The following is an 18,345-nucleotide window of genomic DNA, read 5'->3' on the forward strand; positions in this document are numbered from 1 at the left end:
TTGGGCCTAACCTTTAGAGTCCGGTGGACACGTCGATGGATTGACCTTCGGCGAGCGTAACGACGGCTTTCTTGACGTCCTTAAGCTTACCGGCGAACCCACGGAAACGACGGGTCTTACCCTTGCGGATAAGCGTGTTCACAGCCGTGACTTTGACACCGAAGAGAGCTTCCACAGCAGCCTTGATTTCAGGCTTGGAAGCAGTCTTGGCGACGTTGAATACGACCTGGTTCTGTTCGGATACCAGCGTCGACTTTTCCGTGATCGAAGGAGATACGATCACATCGTAGTGGCGAAGATCCGTCATTTGAACCGCTCCTCCAGAGCCTCTACAGCAGCCTTGGAAAGCACGAGCTTGCCACGACGCAGGATGTCGTAAACATTGATGCCCTGTACCGGCAGAACGTCCACATTCGGGATGTTCTGGGCTGCGAGCTTGAAGTTGCCATCAAGTTCAGCGCCACCGATAACGAGAGCGTTGGTCAGGCCAAGCGAAGCGAAGCTGCCCAGCAGAGCCTTGGTCTTTGCTTCGGATGCAACGAGCTGATCGACGATGATCAGTTCTTCAGCCTTCAGCTTTGCAGACAAAGCGTGACGCAGAGCGAGCGCACGAACCTTCTTGGGAAGGTCATGGGCGTGGCTGCGAACGACCGGGCCGTGGGCCTTGCCGCCGCCGCGGAACTGCGGTGCGCGAGCCGAATGGTGACGAGCGCGGCCCGTACCCTTCTGCTTGTACATCTTCGCACCGGTGCGGGAAACTTCCGACCGGTTCTTGGTTTTGTGGGTTCCCTGCTGCTTCTTTGCAAGCTGCCAGCGAACCATACGGGCCAGGATGTCCTGGCGGGGGTCGAGGCCGAAGATCTCATCCGACAGAGAAACCTTGCCGGCGTCTTTTCCCTCGAGGGTTTTGACGTTCAATTCCATGATAAGGCTCCCTTACTTCGCAGCCGACTTGACGGCGTCGCGGACGATGATCCAGGAACCCTTCGAACCGGGAACTGCACCCTTTACCAGGATGAGGCCACGGTCTTCATCAGTCGAAACGACTTCGAGGTTCTGGGTCGTAACGCGCGTCTGGCCCATATGACCAGCCATGCGCTTGCCCTTCCAGACGCGGCCCGGATCCTGGTTGTTACCGGTCGAACCGTGTGCACGGTGCGATACGGAGTTACCGTGCGAAGCGCGGCCACCACCGAAGTTGTGACGCTTCATAGCACCGGCAAAACCTTTACCGATTGTGGTTCCAGTGACGTCGACCAGCTGGCCGGACTGAAAATGATTTGCGGTCAGTGTTGCACCGATGTCGATCAGGTTCTCGGGGGAAACCCGGAACTCGACGAGCTTGGCTTTCGGTTCGACATTGGCAGCGGCAAAATGGCCGCGAAGCGCCTTCGTCGTGTTCTTGACCTTGGACTGGCCGGCACCGAGCTGAACTGCGGTGTAGCCATTCTTGTCTTCCGTGCGCTGGGCAACGACTTGTACGTTATCCAGTCGCAATACTGTTACAGGGATATGTTCACCTGCGTCGTTATAGACGCGTGTCATACCCACTTTCTGTGCAATCACACCTGAACGCATTGGTTCATCCTCTTGCGAGCCTTGAAGGGAAAACCCTCTCTGGCCTTTGTTAAGGAGTGCCCTTCGACATCTCACGATGTTTCCGGTCTCCGGTTTGGAAGACGTTGGATTGCTCCACGTACCTTCCTTGTTATTTCAGCCCTCACCTTGGATGGATCGGGCCGGGTCTTAGAGCTTGATTTCCACGTCAACGCCAGCAGCGAGGTCGAGCTTCATAAGAGCATCGACAGTCTGCGGGGTGGGGTCAACGATATCGAGAAGACGCTTGTGCGTCCGCATTTCGAACTGTTCACGGCTTTTCTTGTCAACGTGAGGAGAGCGGTTGACAGTAAACTTTTCGATGCGAGTGGGGAGAGGAACCGGGCCGCGAACGCTGGCGCCGGTGCGCTTTGCGGTCGACACGATCTCACGGGTAGAGGCATCGAGGATCCGGTGATCGAACGCCTTGAGGCGGATACGGATATTCTGGCCGGTCATTCGTCTTGTCCTTGTTCTTTGTTATTCGTTTCCGCACGCGGAAACACATGAACTTCTATTGATCGTGGCGCCGCAGATTTTCAAAAATCGAGAGGAATGCCCCTGCACCCCAATCATTTCAGTAGTCTGTATTGCTAAAACACCGCGCTCCGCAATTGCTTGCGAATCCAGCGGGTGAGTGTGAGTGCGCGTTTACGCGCTTTCACCGAATTTTTCAAGCACTAAAAATGCAACGCCGCCAGGCTTTTTATTAAAAGTCCGGCGACGGTGTTCTTGACACCGCCGCCGGGCTGAATTTTGAAAGTCCAAATTACTCGACGATCGAAGCAACGATGCCGGCGCCGACGGTACGGCCGCCTTCGCGGATAGCGAAGCGCAGCTTTTCTTCCATCGCGATCGGAACGATCAGCTCGACTTCAACAGTGACGTTGTCGCCAGGCATAACCATTTCCGTGCCTTCAGGAAGCGAAACGATACCGGTAACGTCAGTCGTACGGAAGTAGAACTGCGGACGGTAGTTCGTGAAGAACGGCGTATGACGGCCGCCTTCTTCCTTCGTCAGGATGTAGGCTTCTGCCATGAACTTCTTGTGCGGCTTGACCGAACCCGGCTTGCACAGGATCTGACCACGCTCGACGCCGTCACGGGTAACGCCGCGAACGAGTGCACCGATGTTGTCGCCGGCCTGGCCCTGGTCGAGCAGCTTGCGGAACATTTCAACGCCGGTAACAGTCGTCTTCGAGGTCGGACGGATGCCGACGATTTCGACTTCTTCACCAACCTTGACGATACCGCGCTCAACGCGACCCGTCACAACCGTACCACGACCCGAGATCGAGAACACGTCTTCGATCGGCATCAGGAACGGCTGGTCGATCGGACGCTCAGGCGTCGGGATGTAGGCGTCGACAGCAGCCATCAGCTCGCGGATCGCGTCTTCACCGATCTTCTTGTCAGAATCTTCAAGAGCAGCAAGTGCCGAACCCTTGATGATCGGGATATCGTCGCCCGGGAAGTCGTAGGACGACAGAAGTTCGCGAACTTCAAGCTCGACGAGCTCGAGAAGCTCGGCGTCGTCAACCTGGTCGACCTTGTTGAGGAACACGACGATGGCCGGAACGCCAACCTGACGGGCAAGCAGGATGTGCTCGCGGGTCTGTGGCATCGGGCCGTCGGCAGCCGAGCAAACCAGGATCGCGCCGTCCATCTGGGCAGCACCGGTGATCATGTTCTTCACATAGTCGGCGTGGCCGGGGCAGTCAACGTGGGCGTAGTGACGCGCAGGCGTCTCATACTCAACGTGCGCCGTCGAAATCGTGATACCACGGGCCTTTTCCTCAGGAGCGGCGTCGATTTGGTCATACGCCTTGAACTCGCCGAAATACTTCGTGATCGCAGCAGTCAACGACGTCTTGCCGTGGTCGACGTGACCGATCGTGCCAATGTTGACGTGCGGCTTATTGCGCTCAAACTTGCTCTTTGCCATTAGTGGCTCTCCATTCTTGTCCCTTGACGGGAATAATCTTCAAATCTCTGGTGGGGCGTACCCCGATCACTTCTGACCGGAGTACTTTGCCTGGATTTCCTGCGCCACGTTCGACGGAACCGGCGAATAGTGATCGAACGTCATCGAGTACTGTGCGCGGCCCTGCGACATGGAGCGCAGGTTGTCGACGTACTTGAACATGTTCGCGAGCGGAACGTGTGCGCTGATCACGATGGTGATGCCACGCGATTCCTGACCCTGGATCTGACCGCGACGCGAGTTCAGATCGCCGATCACGTCACCGACGTAATCTTCAGGGGTGACGACTTCGACCTTCATCATCGGCTCAAGAAGCTGTGCACCAGCCTTCTTTGCTGCTTCACGGAAGCAGGCACGCGATGCGATTTCGAACGCGAGAACCGAGGAGTCGACGTCGTGGTATGCGCCGTCGATCAGGGTTGCCTTGACGCCCAGCATCGGGAAGCCAGCGAGCGGACCGGAAGACAGAACGCTTTCGATACCCTTCTGAACGCCCGGGATGTATTCCTTCGGAACAGCACCACCGACGATCTTGGATTCGAACTTGAAGTCTTCGCCTTCAGGGTTCGGTTCGAAGATGATCTTCACGCGAGCGAACTGACCGGTACCACCGGACTGCTTCTTGTGCGTGTAGTCTTCTTCGTGCTGACGCGTGATGGTTTCGCGGTAGGCAACCTGCGGAGCACCGACGGTTGCTTCAACCTTGAACTCGCGACGCATACGGTCAACGAGAATGTCGAGGTGAAGTTCGCCCATGCCTGCGATGATCGTCTGACCGGACTCTTCGTCGGTCTTGACGCGGAACGAAGGATCTTCGGCAGCCAGACGGTTGAGCGCGAGGCCCATCTTTTCCTGGTCGCCCTTGGTCTTCGGCTCGATCGCGATCTGGATGACCGGCTCGGGGAATTCCATGCGCTCGAGGATAACCGGCTTCAGCGGATCACAGAGCGTATCGCCAGTGGTGGTTTCCTTGAGGCCAGCCAGAGCAACGATGTCGCCGGCAAAGGCTTCTTCGATGTCTTCACGGCTGTTGGAATGCATCTGCAGCATACGGCCGACGCGCTCGCGCTTGTCCTTGACCGTGTTGATGACAGACGTACCCTTTTCGAGCTTGCCCGAGTAGATACGAGCAAAGGTCAGCGAACCAACGAAGGGGTCGTTCATGATCTTGAACGCGAGCATGGAAAGCGGCTCGCTGTCGTCGGCATGACGTTCGATTTCGGCTTCGGTCTTGAAGTCGATGCCCTTGATCGCCGGGATGTCCAGCGGAGAAGGCAGGTAGTCGACAACAGCGTCGAGAAGCGGCTGAACGCCCTTGTTCTTGAACGCGGTACCGCAGAACATCGGGTGGAACTTCACGTCGATGGTGCCGCGGCGAACGAGCGCACGGATCTTGTCGTTGTCAGGCATGATGCCGTTCAGGTAGTCTTCCATCGCTTCTTCGTCGATCTCGACAACGGTCTCGATCAGCTTTTCGCGATATTCGTCAGCCTTGGCCTTCAGGTCATCGGGGATTTCGACGACGTCCCACTGAGCGCCGAGCGATTCGTCGCGCCAGATGAGTGCGTTCATCTCGATCAGGTCGATAACGCCCTTGAACTCTGTCTCAGCGCCGATCGGCAGCTGCATGACAACGGCCGTTGCGCCGAGACGGGTCTTGATCATTTCTACCGAGCGGTAGAAGTCAGCACCGGTCTTGTCCATCTTGTTGCAGAAGATCATACGCGGAACGTTGTACTTCTCAGCCTGACGCCAGACGGTTTCCGTCTGCGGCTCTACACCGGCGTTGGCATCGAGAAGAGCAATGGCACCGTCGAGAACACGCAGCGAACGCTCGACTTCAATCGTGAAGTCAACGTGGCCGGGGGTGTCGATGATGTTGAAGCGGCGCATCTTGCCGTCGCGACCCTTCCAGAAGGTCGTGGTGGCTGCGGAGGTGATGGTGATACCACGCTCCTGCTCCTGCTCCATCCAGTCCATCGTGGCAGCGCCATCATGGACTTCGCCGATCTTGTGCGACTTACCGGTGTAATAAAGAATACGCTCGGTGGTCGTGGTCTTGCCGGCGTCGATATGCGCCATGATACCGAAATTGCGGTAGTCTTCGATTTTATATTCGCGAGCCATAATGGACTGCCTTTCGATATGCGACCGTTTAAGATTACCAGCGGTAATGCGAGAATGCGCGGTTAGCGTCGGCCATCTTGTGCGTGTCTTCACGCTTCTTGACAGCAGAACCGCGGTTGTTCGCAGCGTCCATGAGTTCGCCGGAAAGGCGATCGACCATGGTCGTTTCGTTACGCTTGCGAGCAGCAGTGATCAGCCAGCGGATGGCGAGAGCCTGACGGCGCTCGGGACGAACATCGACCGGAACCTGATACGTAGCACCACCAACGCGGCGCGAACGCACTTCAACGTGCGGAGCAACGTTGTCGAGGGCGGAGTGGAACACGCCGAGCGGCTCCTGCTTCGTCTTGCCCTGAACGACGTCGAACGCGCCGTAAACGATGCTTTCTGCGACCGACTTCTTGCCGTGAAGCATGATGGCATTCATGAACTTGGTGACGACCAGATCGCCGAACTTCGGGTCCGGGTTGATCTCACGCTTTTCTGCACTATGGCGACGGGACATATTCTTTGTCTCTCAATGTTATTGACGCTTTACCACGCGGAGAACCTCGCGCAGCGCCGGAATTTGTTAAACCCGAATTACTTCGGACGCTTCGCACCGTACTTGGAGCGGCGCTGCTTGCGGTTCTTGACGCCCTGGGTATCGAGAACACCACGGATGATGTGGTAACGCACGCCCGGCAAGTCCTTTACGCGGCCGCCGCGGATCATGACCACGGAGTGTTCCTGAAGGTTATGACCTTCGCCCGGAATGTAGCCGATGACTTCGAAGCCGTTGGTGAGGCGGATCTTGGCAACCTTACGCAGAGCCGAGTTCGGCTTCTTCGGGGTCGTCGTGTAAACGCGGGTGCAAACGCCACGCTTCTGCGGGTTTTCCTGAAGAGCAGGAACCTTGTTGCGCTTTACCTGTGCCTGGCGAGGCTTGCGGATCAGCTGGTTTACGGTAGGCATATAACCATCCCTTGCAAAAACTACTTTAGCCACCCTCACGGGTGGCGGCTATGCCGTTTCCGGCGACGATGCACGCATATATCCTCATGCGCAAAACGTGGCCCGATCCGTTTTCACGGATGGACCACCAAGAGCAGAGGACGCCGGATGAGGCGTCTTGCGTGCAACATTCGTGTCTTCTACGTGCAATGAAGCTTCATTTGAGATGATGTTCGGGAAAAACGTTTCCGAACGGCCAGCACAGATAGAGGCTCCGATGGCGGGCGTACTACTGTTTTAGCCAGCTTTCGTCAAGGGTGAATCCACATTTTGCGCAGCCACCCTTGGCCGCTAAGCCCACGTCCGGGCCATTTCCAACGCGCTTTAACATAAGTCAGCGCAGAAGGCAGCGATTTTGACCTCCGCGCTTTGGCTTTTCATAAAATCCGTCTATTGATTCCCTCAGGGCGGGCCGGATCGGTTTCGCCGCCCGCGGGACCGATTCCATCGGCCCGCAAGACAGCAACAAAAGATCAAGGAACCGCGCCATGAGCACCCTCCCCGACAACGATAATGGACGCGACGAGCCGATGGTCTTCATCGTCATCGGCAAGGCTTACGAGACCGACAATTCCGAGGGCATCGACATCCACGTCATCCTGCGGGCGCCGGATGACGATACCGCCGTGCGCGAGACGCTGAACGCGCTTTCCGAGGAAGGCTTCATCGAAGCCGATCTCGACCAGATCGGCATGCTGACCGAGATTCCGGACGAAGAACCGCACGCGTCCGCCTATCAGGGCGCGCTCGAAGGCGAAGTCGCCATCATCCGCTTCGCCTGAGGTACAGCCCCATGGCGGTCAGACGTGTCGTCGCCAATATCGCAACGCCCGAGCCCGCGCGGGCGCAGGCCTTCTACGGCGATATTCTCGGCATGCCCGTCGCCATGGATCACGGCTGGATCGTTACCCATGCCAGCCCGCTCGAAGCACACGCTCAGGTCAGTTTCGCACGCGAAGGTGGGTCCGGCACTGATGTGCCGGATCTCTCCATCGAGGTCGACAACTTCGATGAGGTCCATGCCAGGATCCTGAAAGCGGGGCTGCCGATCGAATACGGACCCGTGACTGAAGCGTGGGGGGTGCAACGGTTGTTTCTGCGCGACCCCTTCGGCAAGCTGATTAATATATTAAGTCACGCATAGATTATATACTTTGAATACAGTAGTATTATTGCTTTATCCATTGAACAATACCGCAGGATGAGCTTTAGATAATCCCGGCACAATATTCCGGTGACGGGTTGAATACTATATCGTCGGCAGACATTATCGATGACATTTACGAGGCGGCGCTTTTCCCTGATCGTTGGGCGAAGGTGATTGCCACCATCGGCCACCGGCTGGATTTCTGGGGTGGCGCCCTCACCTGGGGCAAGGGTGAGGAGGAATCCTGGCTTTATACGCCCAATTTTCAGGAGCTGATGCAGGCCTTCATGGAAGGCGGCTGGAACCGCCGCAATGAGCGCCTCACCCGGGCGATCCGTGAGGGACAATTTTCCTTCGTGCAGGATTTCGACGTTTTCACCCATGATGAATGGGCCGGATTGCCGATCGTGCGTGATTTCCTGATGCCGCGCGGATTGGGATATGGTGTAGCCACGCAGATCGCGCCGCCCGACCATCCGGAAATGACGGTGCTTTTTGAACGCAAACTGGAGAGCGGCGTCATCGGGCCGGAAACCATGGCGGCGCTCGCCGGGTTGAGGCCGCACATCGCCCGCAGCCTCGCGCTCGCAACCCGGCTGCAACGGCAGAAGGCCGATGCCATGACACTCGGCCTCAACGTCATCGGTGCACCGGCCGCGGTGCTACAGGCAAGTGGCCGCATTCTCTCCGCCAACGACCTGTTTCTGTCGCTTCAGAAATCCATTTCCACCCGCGCCCGTGACAGGATCGTCATATCCGACGAAAGAACAAACCGGCTGCTCTATAAGGCGCTCGCCTGGCACGCTGTCGGGTCTTTCCCCCTCCCCAGCGGTGAGGACGGAGCCTGCATCCTCCACGTCATACCCCTGCGCAGGAATGCGCTGGACCTGTCACCCAATGGCAGCGCCATCGTGCTGATATCGCAGCCCATGGGCACCATCGCCGACGCAGGCACGCTGCTGAAAGGCCTCTACGACCTCACTAAGGGCGAAGCCCGCGTCGCTCTGGAAATCATGAAGGGGCTTTCACTCCCCGCCGTGGCCAGGCAATTGCAAATCTCCCACGAAACGGTTCGCAGCAACGCCAAGTCGATCTATGCGAAAACCGGCAGCACCGGCCAGGCCGATCTCGTTCGACGGCTTTCCGTTCTGACGCGCTACAACATCCGCGAACAGGGTTGACCCGCAGTCCACCAAAAGGCACCGGCCGGTCCGCACAAACAAAAACGCCCGGATTGCTCCGGGCGTTTTTACTGAACCATGGCGGGGCTTCGTAAAGCCCCTGCCCTTGCCTGACCTTATTCGGCGGCTGGAACCTGGTCCGTCATGTCCTGCAGCATCTGGTTCGCAGAGCCTGCACCCGTACCCTTGCGGCGTTCCTCCAGAATGAGGTCGTCGCGCGAGGTGGCGATGCGGCGGATCTGCGTCATGGTGCCGCCGGTGCCGGCCGGGATGAGACGGCCGACGATGACGTTTTCCTTAAGGCCCTGCAGCGTGTCCGTCTTGCCGGCGATCGCAGCTTCCGTGAGAACCTTGGTGGTTTCCTGGAAGGATGCGGCCGAGATGAAGGACGGCGTCTGCAACGAAGCCTTGGTGATGCCGAGCAGAACCGGCTCGCCATAAGCAGGCTTCTTGCCCTCTTCGATGAGACGGTCGTTCATGTCTTCCATCTCGATACGGTCGACATTGTCGCCAACGATGTACTGGCTGTCACCAGCATCGGTGATCTCGACCTTCTGCAGCATCTGGCGAACGATCACCTCGATGTGCTTGTCGTTGATCACAACGCCCTGCAGTCGGTAGACTTCCTGGATTTCGTTCACGAGGTAGGAAGCCAGAGCCTCTACACCCTTGATCGCCAGAATGTCGTGCGGTGCCGGGTTGCCGTCGAGAATGTATTCGCCCTTCTCGATGTAGTCGCCTTCCTGAAGATGGAAGGGCTTGCCCTTCGGGATCAGGTATTCGACCGGCTCGACGCCGTCTTCCGCAGGCTCGATCATCACGCGACGCTTGTTCTTGTAGTCGCGGCCGAGGCGGATCGTACCATCAATCTCTGCGATGATGGCGTGGTCCTTCGGACGACGGGCTTCGAACAGTTCGGCAACGCGCGGCAGACCACCGGTGATGTCCTTCGTCTTGGCGCTTTCCAGCGGCGAACGTGCAAGCACGTCACCCTGGGAGACCTTCGAACCAGGTTCGACCGAGAGGATCGCATCCACGGACAGGTGGAAGCGAGCTTCGCCACCGCGGCTAAGCTTGGCAACCGCGCCGGAAGCATCCTTGATGATGATAGCGGGCTTGAGGTCCGAACCACGCGGCGTCGAACGCCAGTCGATAACCTGACGCTTGGTGATGCCGGTGGATTCGTCGGTGGCTTCCAGAACGGAGAGACCGTCGACGAGGTCCTCGAAGTGAACGGTACCTTCCACTTCCGTCATCATCGGACGGGTGTAGGGGTCCCACTCTGCAAGACGCTGACCGCGTTTAACCTTGTCGCCATCGTCCACGAAGATCTTCGAACCGTAAGCGACACGCTGCGAGGAACGTTCGACGCCGCGCTCATCAAGGATCGTAACGGACATGTTACGGCCCATGGCGATGAGAACGCCTTCGGAGTTCCGCAGGATGTTGCGGTTCTTGATCTGGATCGTACCTTCATACGATGCTTCCAGGAACGACTGGTCGACCACGTTAGCCGTACCGCCAAGGTGGAAGGTACGCATGGTGAGCTGCGTGCCCGGTTCACCGATCGACTGTGCGGCGATGACGCCAACGGCCTCGCCCATGTTGACAGGCGTACCGCGTGCAAGGTCACGACCATAGCAGACGCCGCAGACGCCGATCTGCACTTCGCAGGTCAGAGCCGAACGGATGCGGACGGACTGGATGCCAGCCTTCTCGATGATGGCAACGTCGGCTTCGTCGATCAGCGTGCCGGCCTTGACGATGTTCTCGCCAGTGACCGGGTTGTCGATGTCGTCGAGAGCCGTGCGGCCGAGGATACGGGCGCCAATCGAGGCCACGATCTGACCGGCATCGACGATGGCGGTCATGGTGAGGCCCTTGTCGGTGCCGCAATCCACGGAGTTGACGATGCAATCCTGCGCCACGTCGACGAGACGACGGGTCAGGTAACCCGAGTTTGCGGTCTTCAAGGCGGTGTCTGCAAGACCCTTACGGGCACCGTGGGTCGAGTTGAAGTACTCGTTAACGGTCAGGCCTTCCTTGAAGTTCGAGATGATCGGCGTCTCGATGATTTCGCCCGAGGGCTTGGCCATCAGGCCGCGCATGCCGCCCAGCTGACGCATCTGGTTCGGAGAACCACGAGCACCCGAGTGGGACATCATGTAGATAGAGTTCATCGGCTTCTGGCGGCCCGTTTCCGGATCGAACTCGACAGCCTTGATGCGCGCCATCATTTCTTCGGCGACCTTTTCGGTAGCCTTGCCCCACGCGTCGACAACCTTGTTGTACTTTTCGCCCTGGGTGATGAGACCATCATTATACTGCTGTTCGTATTCCTTCACGAGAGCTTCGGTGTCGCCGACGATCTTCACCTTGCTGTCCGGAATGACCATGTCGTCCTTGCCGAACGAAATGCCGGCGCGGCAGGCGTGGCTGAAGCCGAGCTGCATGATCCGGTCGCAGAAGATGACCGTGTCTTTCTGGCCGCAATGACGGTAGACCGTGTCGATCATCTTGGAGATGTTCTTCTTGGTCATTTCCTGGTTGCAGGTGTCGAAAGGCACGTTGACGTTCTTCGGCAGAAGTTCGCCGATGAGCATACGGCCAGGCGTCGTTTCATGGATCTTGGAAACCGGCTTGCCGTCGGCATCCACGGTCTTGAAGCGGCCACGGATCTTGGCATGCAGCGTCACGACCTTGTTTTCAAGCGCGTGATGCAATTCGCCGATATCCGAGAAAGCCATGCCTTCGCCGGGCTCGTTCTGGTTCATGATCGACAGGTAATACAGGCCGAGAACCATGTCCTGCGACGGAACGATGATCGGGTGGCCGTTTGCCGGATGCAGGATGTTGTTGGTCGACATCATCAGCACGCGCGCTTCCAGCTGGGCTTCCAGCGAAAGCGGAACGTGAACAGCCATCTGGTCACCGTCGAAGTCGGCGTTGAAGGCCGTGCAGACGAGCGGATGCAGCTGGATGGCCTTGCCTTCGACCAGCATGGGTTCGAAAGCCTGGATACCCAGACGGTGCAGCGTCGGTGCGCGGTTCAGAAGAACCGGATGTTCGCGGATGACCTCGTCGAGGATATCCCAGACCTCCGGCTTTTCCTTTTCAACCAGCTTCTTGGCCTGCTTGACGGTCGAGGAGTAACCCTTAGCGTCGAGACGGGCATAGATGAACGGCTTGAACAGTTCGAGCGCCATCTTCTTCGGCAGGCCGCACTGGTGCAGCTTCAGTTCCGGACCGGTCACGATAACCGAACGGCCGGAATAGTCGACGCGCTTGCCGAGAAGGTTCTGGCGGAAACGGCCCTGCTTGCCCTTGAGCATGTCGGAGAGCGACTTCAGCGGACGCTTGTTGGCACCCGTGATGACGCGGCCGCGACGGCCGTTGTCGAACAGCGCATCGACGGATTCCTGCAACATACGCTTTTCATTGCGGATGATGATGCCAGGCGCACGAAGCTCGATCAGGCGCTTCAGACGGTTGTTACGGTTGATGACGCGGCGATAGAGATCGTTGAGGTCGGACGTCGCAAAACGACCGCCATCCAGCGGAACCAGCGGACGCAGGTCCGGCGGAATGACCGGAACGACCTTCATGATCATCCATTCCGGACGATTGCCGCTCTCCATGAAGTTCTCGACGATCTTCAGGCGCTTCATGAACTTCTTCTGCTTGAGGTCAGAAGTCGTTTCAGCAAGCTCGGCGCGCAGGTCGCCGGCGATCTTTTCGAGGTTCATCGAAGCCAGCATCTCATAGATGGCTTCAGCGCCGATCATGGCGGTGAACTGGTCTTCGCCGAACTCGTCAACGGCGATCATGTACTCTTCTTCAGACAGAAGCTGGTTCTGCTTCAGCGAAGTGAGGCCAGGCTCGGTGACGATGTAGTTCTCGAAATAGAGAACGCGTTCGACATCCTTCAGCGTCATGTCGAGCAAGGTCGAGATACGCGAAGGAAGCGACTTCAGGAACCAGATATGGGCAACCGGCGCTGCGAGCTCAATGTGGCCCATGCGCTCACGGCGAACGCGCGACAGCGTCACTTCGACGCCGCACTTTTCGCAGATGATGCCCTTGTACTTCATGCGCTTGTACTTGCCGCACAGGCACTCATAGTCCTTGATCGGCCCAAAGATGCGCGCGCAGAAAAGACCGTCACGCTCAGGCTTGAACGTACGGTAGTTGATGGTTTCCGGCTTCTTGATCTCGCCGTAGGACCACGACAGGATTTTTTCCGGCGAAGCGATCGAAATCCGGATGGAATCGAAATGCTGCGCAGGCACCTGAGGATTGAAAAGATTCATGACCTCTTGGTTCATGCCTTGTCTCCTTGAGAGGCTAGCTGCTGCCCCTGTTTGCATCTGGACCGGCTTCTTCCCGGGTCACCGTCCAGAGCTTTAAATACGGATTTAACCGCACAATGCGGCGAAAGTGTCCCACGCCAGCCGGGCTGACGGGGAAACCGGCAGGCGCCCTGGAAGGCGCCCGCCTCTATCGTGTTTATTCCGCCGCGTCGGGCAGCTGGTCCTCGGACTGGTTCTCGATCTTCGAGTTCTCCAGTTCGACCGACAGACCGAGCGACCGCATTTCCTTGACGAGAACGTTGAAGCTCTCAGGGATACCGGCCTCGAAGGTGTCGTCGCCACGGACGATCGCTTCGTAGACCTTGGTGCGGCCGGCAACGTCGTCCGACTTGACGGTGAGCATTTCCTGCAGCGTGTAAGCCGCGCCGTATGCTTCCAGAGCCCAGACTTCCATTTCCCCGAAGCGCTGTCCGCCGAACTGCGCCTTGCCGCCCAGCGGCTGCTGGGTAACGAGCGAGTAAGGACCGATCGAGCGAGCGTGGATCTTGTCGTCGACAAGGTGGTTCAGCTTGATCATGTACATGTAGCCGACGGTGACCTTGCGGTCGAACGGCTCACCGGTACGACCGTCATAAAGGACGGACTGACCGGATTCATGCAGACCTGCCTTCTTCAGCATCGCGGCGACGTCAGGCTCATGCGCACCGTCGAAAACCGGGGTCGCGATGGAAACACCGCGCTTGGCTTCTTCGGCAAGCTTCACCAGCGAGTCGTCATCGAAACGCTGAACCTCATCATTAGCCTCGGACGCGTAGATTTCCGTCAGCTCGCTACGAAGCTCGCTGATGTCCATCGTCTTGCGATACTCTTCGAGCATCTCGCCGATCTTCTTGCCCATGCCTGCGCATGCCCATGCGAGGTGGGTTTCGAGGATCTGGCCGACGTTCATGCGCGAAGGCACGCCAAGCGGGTTCAAGCAGATGTCGACATGCGTGCCGTCTTCGAGGAACGGCATGTCCTCGACCGGAACGATACGCGAGACGACGCCCTTGTTACCGTGACGGCCGGCCATCTTGTCGCCCGGCTGGATCTTGCGCTTCACAGCGACGAAGACCTTGACCATCTTCATGACACCCGGAGGCATTTCATCGCCGCGCTGGACCTTTTCGACCTTGTCCATGAAGCGCTGTTCAAGGCGCGACTTGGATTCGTCGTACTGGCCGCGAAGTGCTTCCAGTTCGGACTGGGCCTTCTCGTCCTCGACCGCGAACATCCACCACTGCGAGCGGGGATATTCGGAGACGACGGCGTTGGAAAGCTCGACGCCCTTCTTGAAGCCCTTCGGACCAGCGATGGAAACGTGGCCACGCAGCATGTCGATCAGGCGGCCGTAGACGTTACGGTCGAGAATTGCCTGCTCGTCGTCGCGGTCCTTCGCCAGACGCTCGATCTCTTCGCGCTCGATAGCCATCGCGCGCTCGTCCTTCTCCACACCGTGACGGTTGAAGACGCGGACTTCCACGATCGTACCGAACGTGCCCGGAGGCATGCGCATGGACGTGTCGCGAACGTCGGAAGCCTTTTCACCGAAGATGGCGCGCAGAAGCTTTTCTTCCGGCGTCATCGGGCTTTCGCCCTTCGGCGTGATCTTGCCGACGAGGATGTCGCCCGGCTGAACTTCCGCACCGATGTAGACGATACCGGCTTCGTCGAGGTTCTTCAGCGCTTCTTCCGAAACGTTCGGAATGTCGCGCGTGATTTCTTCCGGACCAAGCTTCGTGTCACGCGCCATCACTTCGAATTCTTCGATGTGGATGGAGGTGAACACGTCGTCGGAAACGATACGCTCCGACATCAGAATCGAGTCTTCGTAGTTGTAGCCATTCCAGGGCATGAACGCGACGAGCGCGTTACGGCCGAGTGCCAGATCGCCGAGGTCGGTCGACGGACCGTCCGCGATGATGTCACCCTTGGAGATGGCGTCACCGACGGAAACCAGCGGACGCTGGTTGACGCAGGTGTTCTGGTTCGAACGCTGGAACTTCTGCAGACGGTAGATATCAACACCGGATTTGCCGGCATCGAGATCTTCCGTAGCCCGGATAACGATACGGGTCGCATCCACCTGATCGACAACACCGCCACGACGGGCTGCAATGGCAGCGCCGGAGTCACGGGCAACGATCGGCTCCATGCCGGTACCGACGAACGGTGCCTCGGCGCGCAGAAGCGGAACGGCCTGACGCTGCATGTTCGAGCCCATGAGAGCGCGGTTGGCGTCGTCGTTTTCCAGGAACGGAATGAGAGCCGCTGCGACCGAAACGAGCTGCTTCGGCGAAACGTCCATCAGGTTGATGTTGTCGCGCGGTGCGAGCATGACTTCGCCCGAATGACGGCAAACAACGAACTCTTCCGTGAAGGCGCCTTCGCCATCGAGTTCGGCATTGGCCTGTGCGACGTAGTACTTGGCCTCTTCCATGGCGGAGAGGTAGATCACGTCGGTTGTCACCTTGCCGTCGATGATCTTGCGGTACGGGCTTTCGATAAAGCCGTACTTGTTCACACGGGCAAAGGTTGCAAGCGAGTTGATCAGACCGATGTTCGGGCCTTCAGGCGTTTCGATCGGGCAAATACGGCCGTAATGGGTCGGGTGAACGTCGCGGACTTCGAAGCCGGCGCGCTCACGGGTCAGACCACCCGGTCCAAGAGCCGAAAGACGGCGCTTGTGGGTGATTTCCGAAAGCGGGTTCACCTGGTCCATGAACTGCGACAGCTGCGAGGAACCGAAGAATTCGCGAACGGCGGCGGCTGCCGGCTTCGCGTTGATCAGGTCCTGCGGCATCACGGTGTCGATTTCGATCGAGGACATACGTTCCTTGATCGCACGTTCCATGCGCAGAAGCCCCAGACGATACTGGTTTTCCATCAGCTCGCCGACAGAACGGACACGGCGGTTGCCGAGGTTGTCGATGTCGTCGATTTCGCCCTTGCCGTCACGCAGTTCGACCAGCATCTTCACGACCGCGAGGATGTCTTCCTTGCGCAGCGTGCGCACGGTGTCTTCCGCGTCGAGGTCGAGACGCATGTTCATCTTCACGCGGCCAACAGCCGAGAGATCGTAACGTTCGGCATCGAAGAACAGCGAGTTGAACATCGCCTCCGCCGAATCCATGGTCGGCGGCTCGCCGGGACGCATGACGCGGTAGATGTCGAACAGCGCTTCCTGGCGGTTCTGGTTCTTGTCCGCAGACAGCGTGTTGCGGATATAGGCGCCAACATTGACGTGGTCGATGTTGAGTACCGGAATCTCGTCAAAGCCGGACTGCAGAATGAGGCCGAGCGTCTTCTCGTCGATTTCGTCGCCGGCTTCGAGATAGATCTCACCCGTCGAGTAATTGACGATGTCTTCGGCCAGGTAGTTGCCGTAGAGATCTTCGTCGGTCGCCTTCAGCGCCTTCAGGCCCTTGTCGACGAGCTGGCGGATGAGGCGCGGGGTCAGCTTCTTGCCACCTTCGACAACGACTTCGCCGGTGTCGGCGTCGATCATGTCGGTGATGACCTTGGCATTCTTCAGCGCTTCAGGCTGGAACGGAATGCGCCAGCCATCGCCGGAGCGCTCATAGGTCGCCTTGGTGTAGAAGGTCGACAGGATTTCTTCGCCATCCATGCCGAGCGCCATCAGCAGCGAGGTCACGGGCAGCTTGCGGCGACGGTCGATACGCGCATAGACGATGTCCTTGGCGTCGAACTCGATGTCGAGCCAAGAACCGCGATACGGGATCACGCGGGCAGCAAAAAGCAGCTTGCCGGAAGAATGGCTTTTGCCCTTGTCGTGGTCGAAGAACACGCCCGGGGAACGGTGCATCTGCGAAACGATGACGCGCTCGGTGCCGTTGACGATGAACGTGCCGTTATTGGTCATGAGCGGCATGTCGCCCATGTAGACGGACTGTTCCTTGATGTCCTTGATGGACTTCGCGCCGGTATCTTCGTCGATATCGAACACGATGAGGCGCAGCGTCACCTTCAGCGGCGCTGCATAGGTCAGATCGCGCTGACGGCATTCCTCGACGTCGAACTTCGGCGCTTCGAATTCGTAAGACACGAATTCGAGCATGGAGGCGCCGGAAAAATCGGTGATCGGGAATACGGATTTGAATACGGCATTCAATCCCTCGTCGGGACGGCCACCCTTGGGCTCGTCAACCATGAGAAACTGGTCATACGAAGCCTTCTGAACCTCGATGAGGTTCGGCATTTCCGCTACTTCTGGAATTTTGCCGAAAAACTTGCGTACGCGCCTGCGACCGTTAAACGAAAGGGTCTGAGCCATCGTCGCTCCTTTAAAAATTGCATCCGGGCCTGCAACGGACGGGAACCGATGGCCAGTCGATCCCGTCAAGCAATGGGTGTCATCAATCTCGTTCCACATCCCGGATCGATCAGGCCGGATTGCCTAGATGAGCCGGTTCGGAACCATTCTCTTGAAGAACCCATTACCCAAAAGCCATTTTCACGCGGCTTTTGGGTAATGAGTTTTAAAAACGATAACGACGGAAAGGGGCGTTAAGCCCCTTCCCGCCAGCAATCGCAAGATTACTTAACGTCGACCTTGGCGCCAGCGTCTTCAAGCTTCTTCTTGAGGTCAGCAGCTTCAGCCTTGGAAACAGCTTCCTTGACAGCCTTCGGAGCGCCTTCAACGAGGTCCTTAGCTTCCTTCAGGCCGAGACCCGTGATAGCGCGGACTTCCTTGATGACGTTGATCTTGTTGGCGCCAGCGTCAACCAGAACGACGTCGAATTCGGTCTTTTCTTCTTCAACAGCAGCAGCAGCGCCAGCACCGCCAGCAGCAGCAACAGCTACCGGAGCAGCAGCGGAAACGCCCCACTTTTCTTCAAGAAGCTTCGACAGTTCTGCAGCTTCCAGAACGGTCAGGGTGGAGAGGTCTTCTACGATCTTTGCGAGATCAGCCATTTTGATAGTTCCTTTTGTTCAGTTCGAACCAGT

Annotated in this window: 14 protein-coding genes; 3 read left to right on the forward strand and 11 right to left on the reverse strand. The window is 58.1% G+C overall.

Translation table 11 applies throughout. The features are described from left to right. Positions 1-13: 13 nt before the first annotated feature. From ATU_RS09505 to rpsL, 8 genes are all read right to left on the reverse strand, one after another. A complete protein-coding gene (locus tag ATU_RS09505; RefSeq protein ID WP_006313971.1) occupies positions 14-307 on the reverse strand; it encodes a 50S ribosomal protein L23 in 294 nt (97 codons plus the stop codon). Beyond that, positions 304-924, reverse strand: a complete 621-nt coding sequence (gene rplD / locus ATU_RS09510) for a 50S ribosomal protein L4 (RefSeq protein ID WP_010971963.1) — start codon at positions 922-924, stop codon at positions 304-306. Before rplD ends, ATU_RS09505 begins: the two co-directional genes overlap by 4 nt. 12 nt (positions 925-936) lie before the next feature. Further along, positions 937-1,578, reverse strand: a complete 642-nt coding sequence (rplC, locus tag ATU_RS09515) for a 50S ribosomal protein L3 (protein ID WP_003507769.1) — start codon at positions 1,576-1,578, stop codon at positions 937-939. 168 nt (positions 1,579-1,746) lie between these two features. Next, complete coding sequence (gene rpsJ / locus ATU_RS09520; RefSeq protein WP_003495158.1) at positions 1,747-2,055, reverse strand: 30S ribosomal protein S10; 309 nt, start codon at positions 2,053-2,055, stop codon at positions 1,747-1,749. 310 nt (positions 2,056-2,365) lie between these two features. Then, positions 2,366-3,541 (reverse strand): elongation factor Tu, encoded by a 1,176-nt coding sequence (gene tuf, locus ATU_RS09525; RefSeq protein WP_010971964.1) that lies wholly within the window; start codon positions 3,539-3,541, stop codon positions 2,366-2,368. A 66-nt stretch (positions 3,542-3,607) separates the two neighbouring features. After that, on the reverse strand, positions 3,608-5,707 hold the full coding sequence (gene fusA / locus ATU_RS09530) for an elongation factor G (protein WP_006316468.1): 2,100 nt from the start codon (positions 5,705-5,707) through the stop codon (positions 3,608-3,610). Between the two features lie 34 nt (positions 5,708-5,741). Next, entirely contained in the window at positions 5,742-6,212 is a 471-nt protein-coding gene (gene rpsG, locus ATU_RS09535) for a 30S ribosomal protein S7 (protein WP_003507761.1), read from the reverse strand. A 77-nt stretch (positions 6,213-6,289) separates the two neighbouring features. Continuing rightward, positions 6,290-6,661, reverse strand: coding sequence for a 30S ribosomal protein S12 (rpsL, locus tag ATU_RS09540; protein ID WP_003507760.1), 372 nt, complete (start codon positions 6,659-6,661; stop codon positions 6,290-6,292). Positions 6,662-7,188: 527 nt separating this feature from the next. On the opposite strand from rpsL, the gene ATU_RS09545 reads away from it, so the two are divergent. The 3 genes from ATU_RS09545 (at position 7,189) to ATU_RS09555 (ending at position 9,028) form a co-directional block, all read left to right on the forward strand. Next, positions 7,189-7,482, forward strand: a complete 294-nt coding sequence (locus ATU_RS09545) for a hypothetical protein (RefSeq protein ID WP_003523731.1) — start codon at positions 7,189-7,191, stop codon at positions 7,480-7,482. A gap of 11 nt (positions 7,483-7,493) precedes the next feature. Further along, the gene (locus tag ATU_RS09550; protein WP_010971965.1) at positions 7,494-7,844 is read left to right on the forward strand and encodes a VOC family protein; all 351 of its coding nucleotides are present in this window, start codon (positions 7,494-7,496) and stop codon (positions 7,842-7,844) included. A 98-nt stretch (positions 7,845-7,942) separates the two neighbouring features. Continuing rightward, positions 7,943-9,028: a helix-turn-helix transcriptional regulator gene (locus tag ATU_RS09555; RefSeq protein ID WP_010971966.1), complete on the forward strand. Its 1,086-nt coding sequence runs from the start codon at positions 7,943-7,945 to the stop codon at positions 9,026-9,028. Between the two features lie 116 nt (positions 9,029-9,144). Here the strand turns inward: ATU_RS09555 and rpoC are convergent, their stop codons facing one another. The 3 genes from rpoC to rplL form a co-directional block, all read right to left on the reverse strand. Further along, positions 9,145-13,353 carry a DNA-directed RNA polymerase subunit beta' gene (rpoC, locus tag ATU_RS09560; protein WP_006316440.1) on the reverse strand — a complete coding sequence of 1,403 codons (4,209 nt, stop codon included), beginning with the start codon at positions 13,351-13,353 and terminating at the stop codon, positions 9,145-9,147. A 181-nt stretch (positions 13,354-13,534) separates the two neighbouring features. Then, complete coding sequence (rpoB, locus tag ATU_RS09565) at positions 13,535-17,671, reverse strand: DNA-directed RNA polymerase subunit beta (protein WP_006316439.1); 4,137 nt, start codon at positions 17,669-17,671, stop codon at positions 13,535-13,537. A gap of 263 nt (positions 17,672-17,934) precedes the next feature. Then, positions 17,935-18,312, reverse strand: a complete 378-nt coding sequence (gene rplL / locus ATU_RS09570; protein ID WP_006316437.1) for a 50S ribosomal protein L7/L12 — start codon at positions 18,310-18,312, stop codon at positions 17,935-17,937. Positions 18,313-18,345: the final 33 nt, after the last annotated feature.

The organism is Agrobacterium fabrum str. C58, assembly GCF_000092025.1.
Lineage (GTDB): Bacteria > Pseudomonadota > Alphaproteobacteria > Rhizobiales > Rhizobiaceae > Agrobacterium > Agrobacterium fabrum.

Excerpts from the sequence above, each read along its gene's own strand:
- ATU_RS09505 (WP_006313971.1), bottom strand. The coding sequence starts at position 307 with ATGACGGATCTTCGCCACTACGATGTGATCGTATCTCCTTCGATCACG.
- rplD (WP_010971963.1), bottom strand. The coding sequence starts at position 924 with ATGGAATTGAACGTCAAAACCCTCGAGGGAAAAGACGCCGGCAAGGTT.
- rplC (WP_003507769.1), bottom strand. The coding sequence starts at position 1,578 with ATGCGTTCAGGTGTGATTGCACAGAAAGTGGGTATGACACGCGTCTAT.
- rpsJ (WP_003495158.1), bottom strand. The coding sequence starts at position 2,055 with ATGACCGGCCAGAATATCCGTATCCGCCTCAAGGCGTTCGATCACCGG.
- tuf (WP_010971964.1), bottom strand. The coding sequence starts at position 3,541 with ATGGCAAAGAGCAAGTTTGAGCGCAATAAGCCGCACGTCAACATTGGC.
- fusA (WP_006316468.1), bottom strand. The coding sequence starts at position 5,707 with ATGGCTCGCGAATATAAAATCGAAGACTACCGCAATTTCGGTATCATG.
- rpsG (WP_003507761.1), bottom strand. The coding sequence starts at position 6,212 with ATGTCCCGTCGCCATAGTGCAGAAAAGCGTGAGATCAACCCGGACCCG.
- rpsL (WP_003507760.1), bottom strand. The coding sequence starts at position 6,661 with ATGCCTACCGTAAACCAGCTGATCCGCAAGCCTCGCCAGGCACAGGTA.
- ATU_RS09545 (WP_003523731.1), top strand. The coding sequence starts at position 7,189 with ATGAGCACCCTCCCCGACAACGATAATGGACGCGACGAGCCGATGGTC.
- ATU_RS09550 (WP_010971965.1), top strand. The coding sequence starts at position 7,494 with ATGGCGGTCAGACGTGTCGTCGCCAATATCGCAACGCCCGAGCCCGCG.
- rpoC (WP_006316440.1), bottom strand. The coding sequence starts at position 13,353 with ATGAACCAAGAGGTCATGAATCTTTTCAATCCTCAGGTGCCTGCGCAG.
- rpoB (WP_006316439.1), bottom strand. The coding sequence starts at position 17,671 with ATGGCTCAGACCCTTTCGTTTAACGGTCGCAGGCGCGTACGCAAGTTT.
- rplL (WP_006316437.1), bottom strand. The coding sequence starts at position 18,312 with ATGGCTGATCTCGCAAAGATCGTAGAAGACCTCTCCACCCTGACCGTT.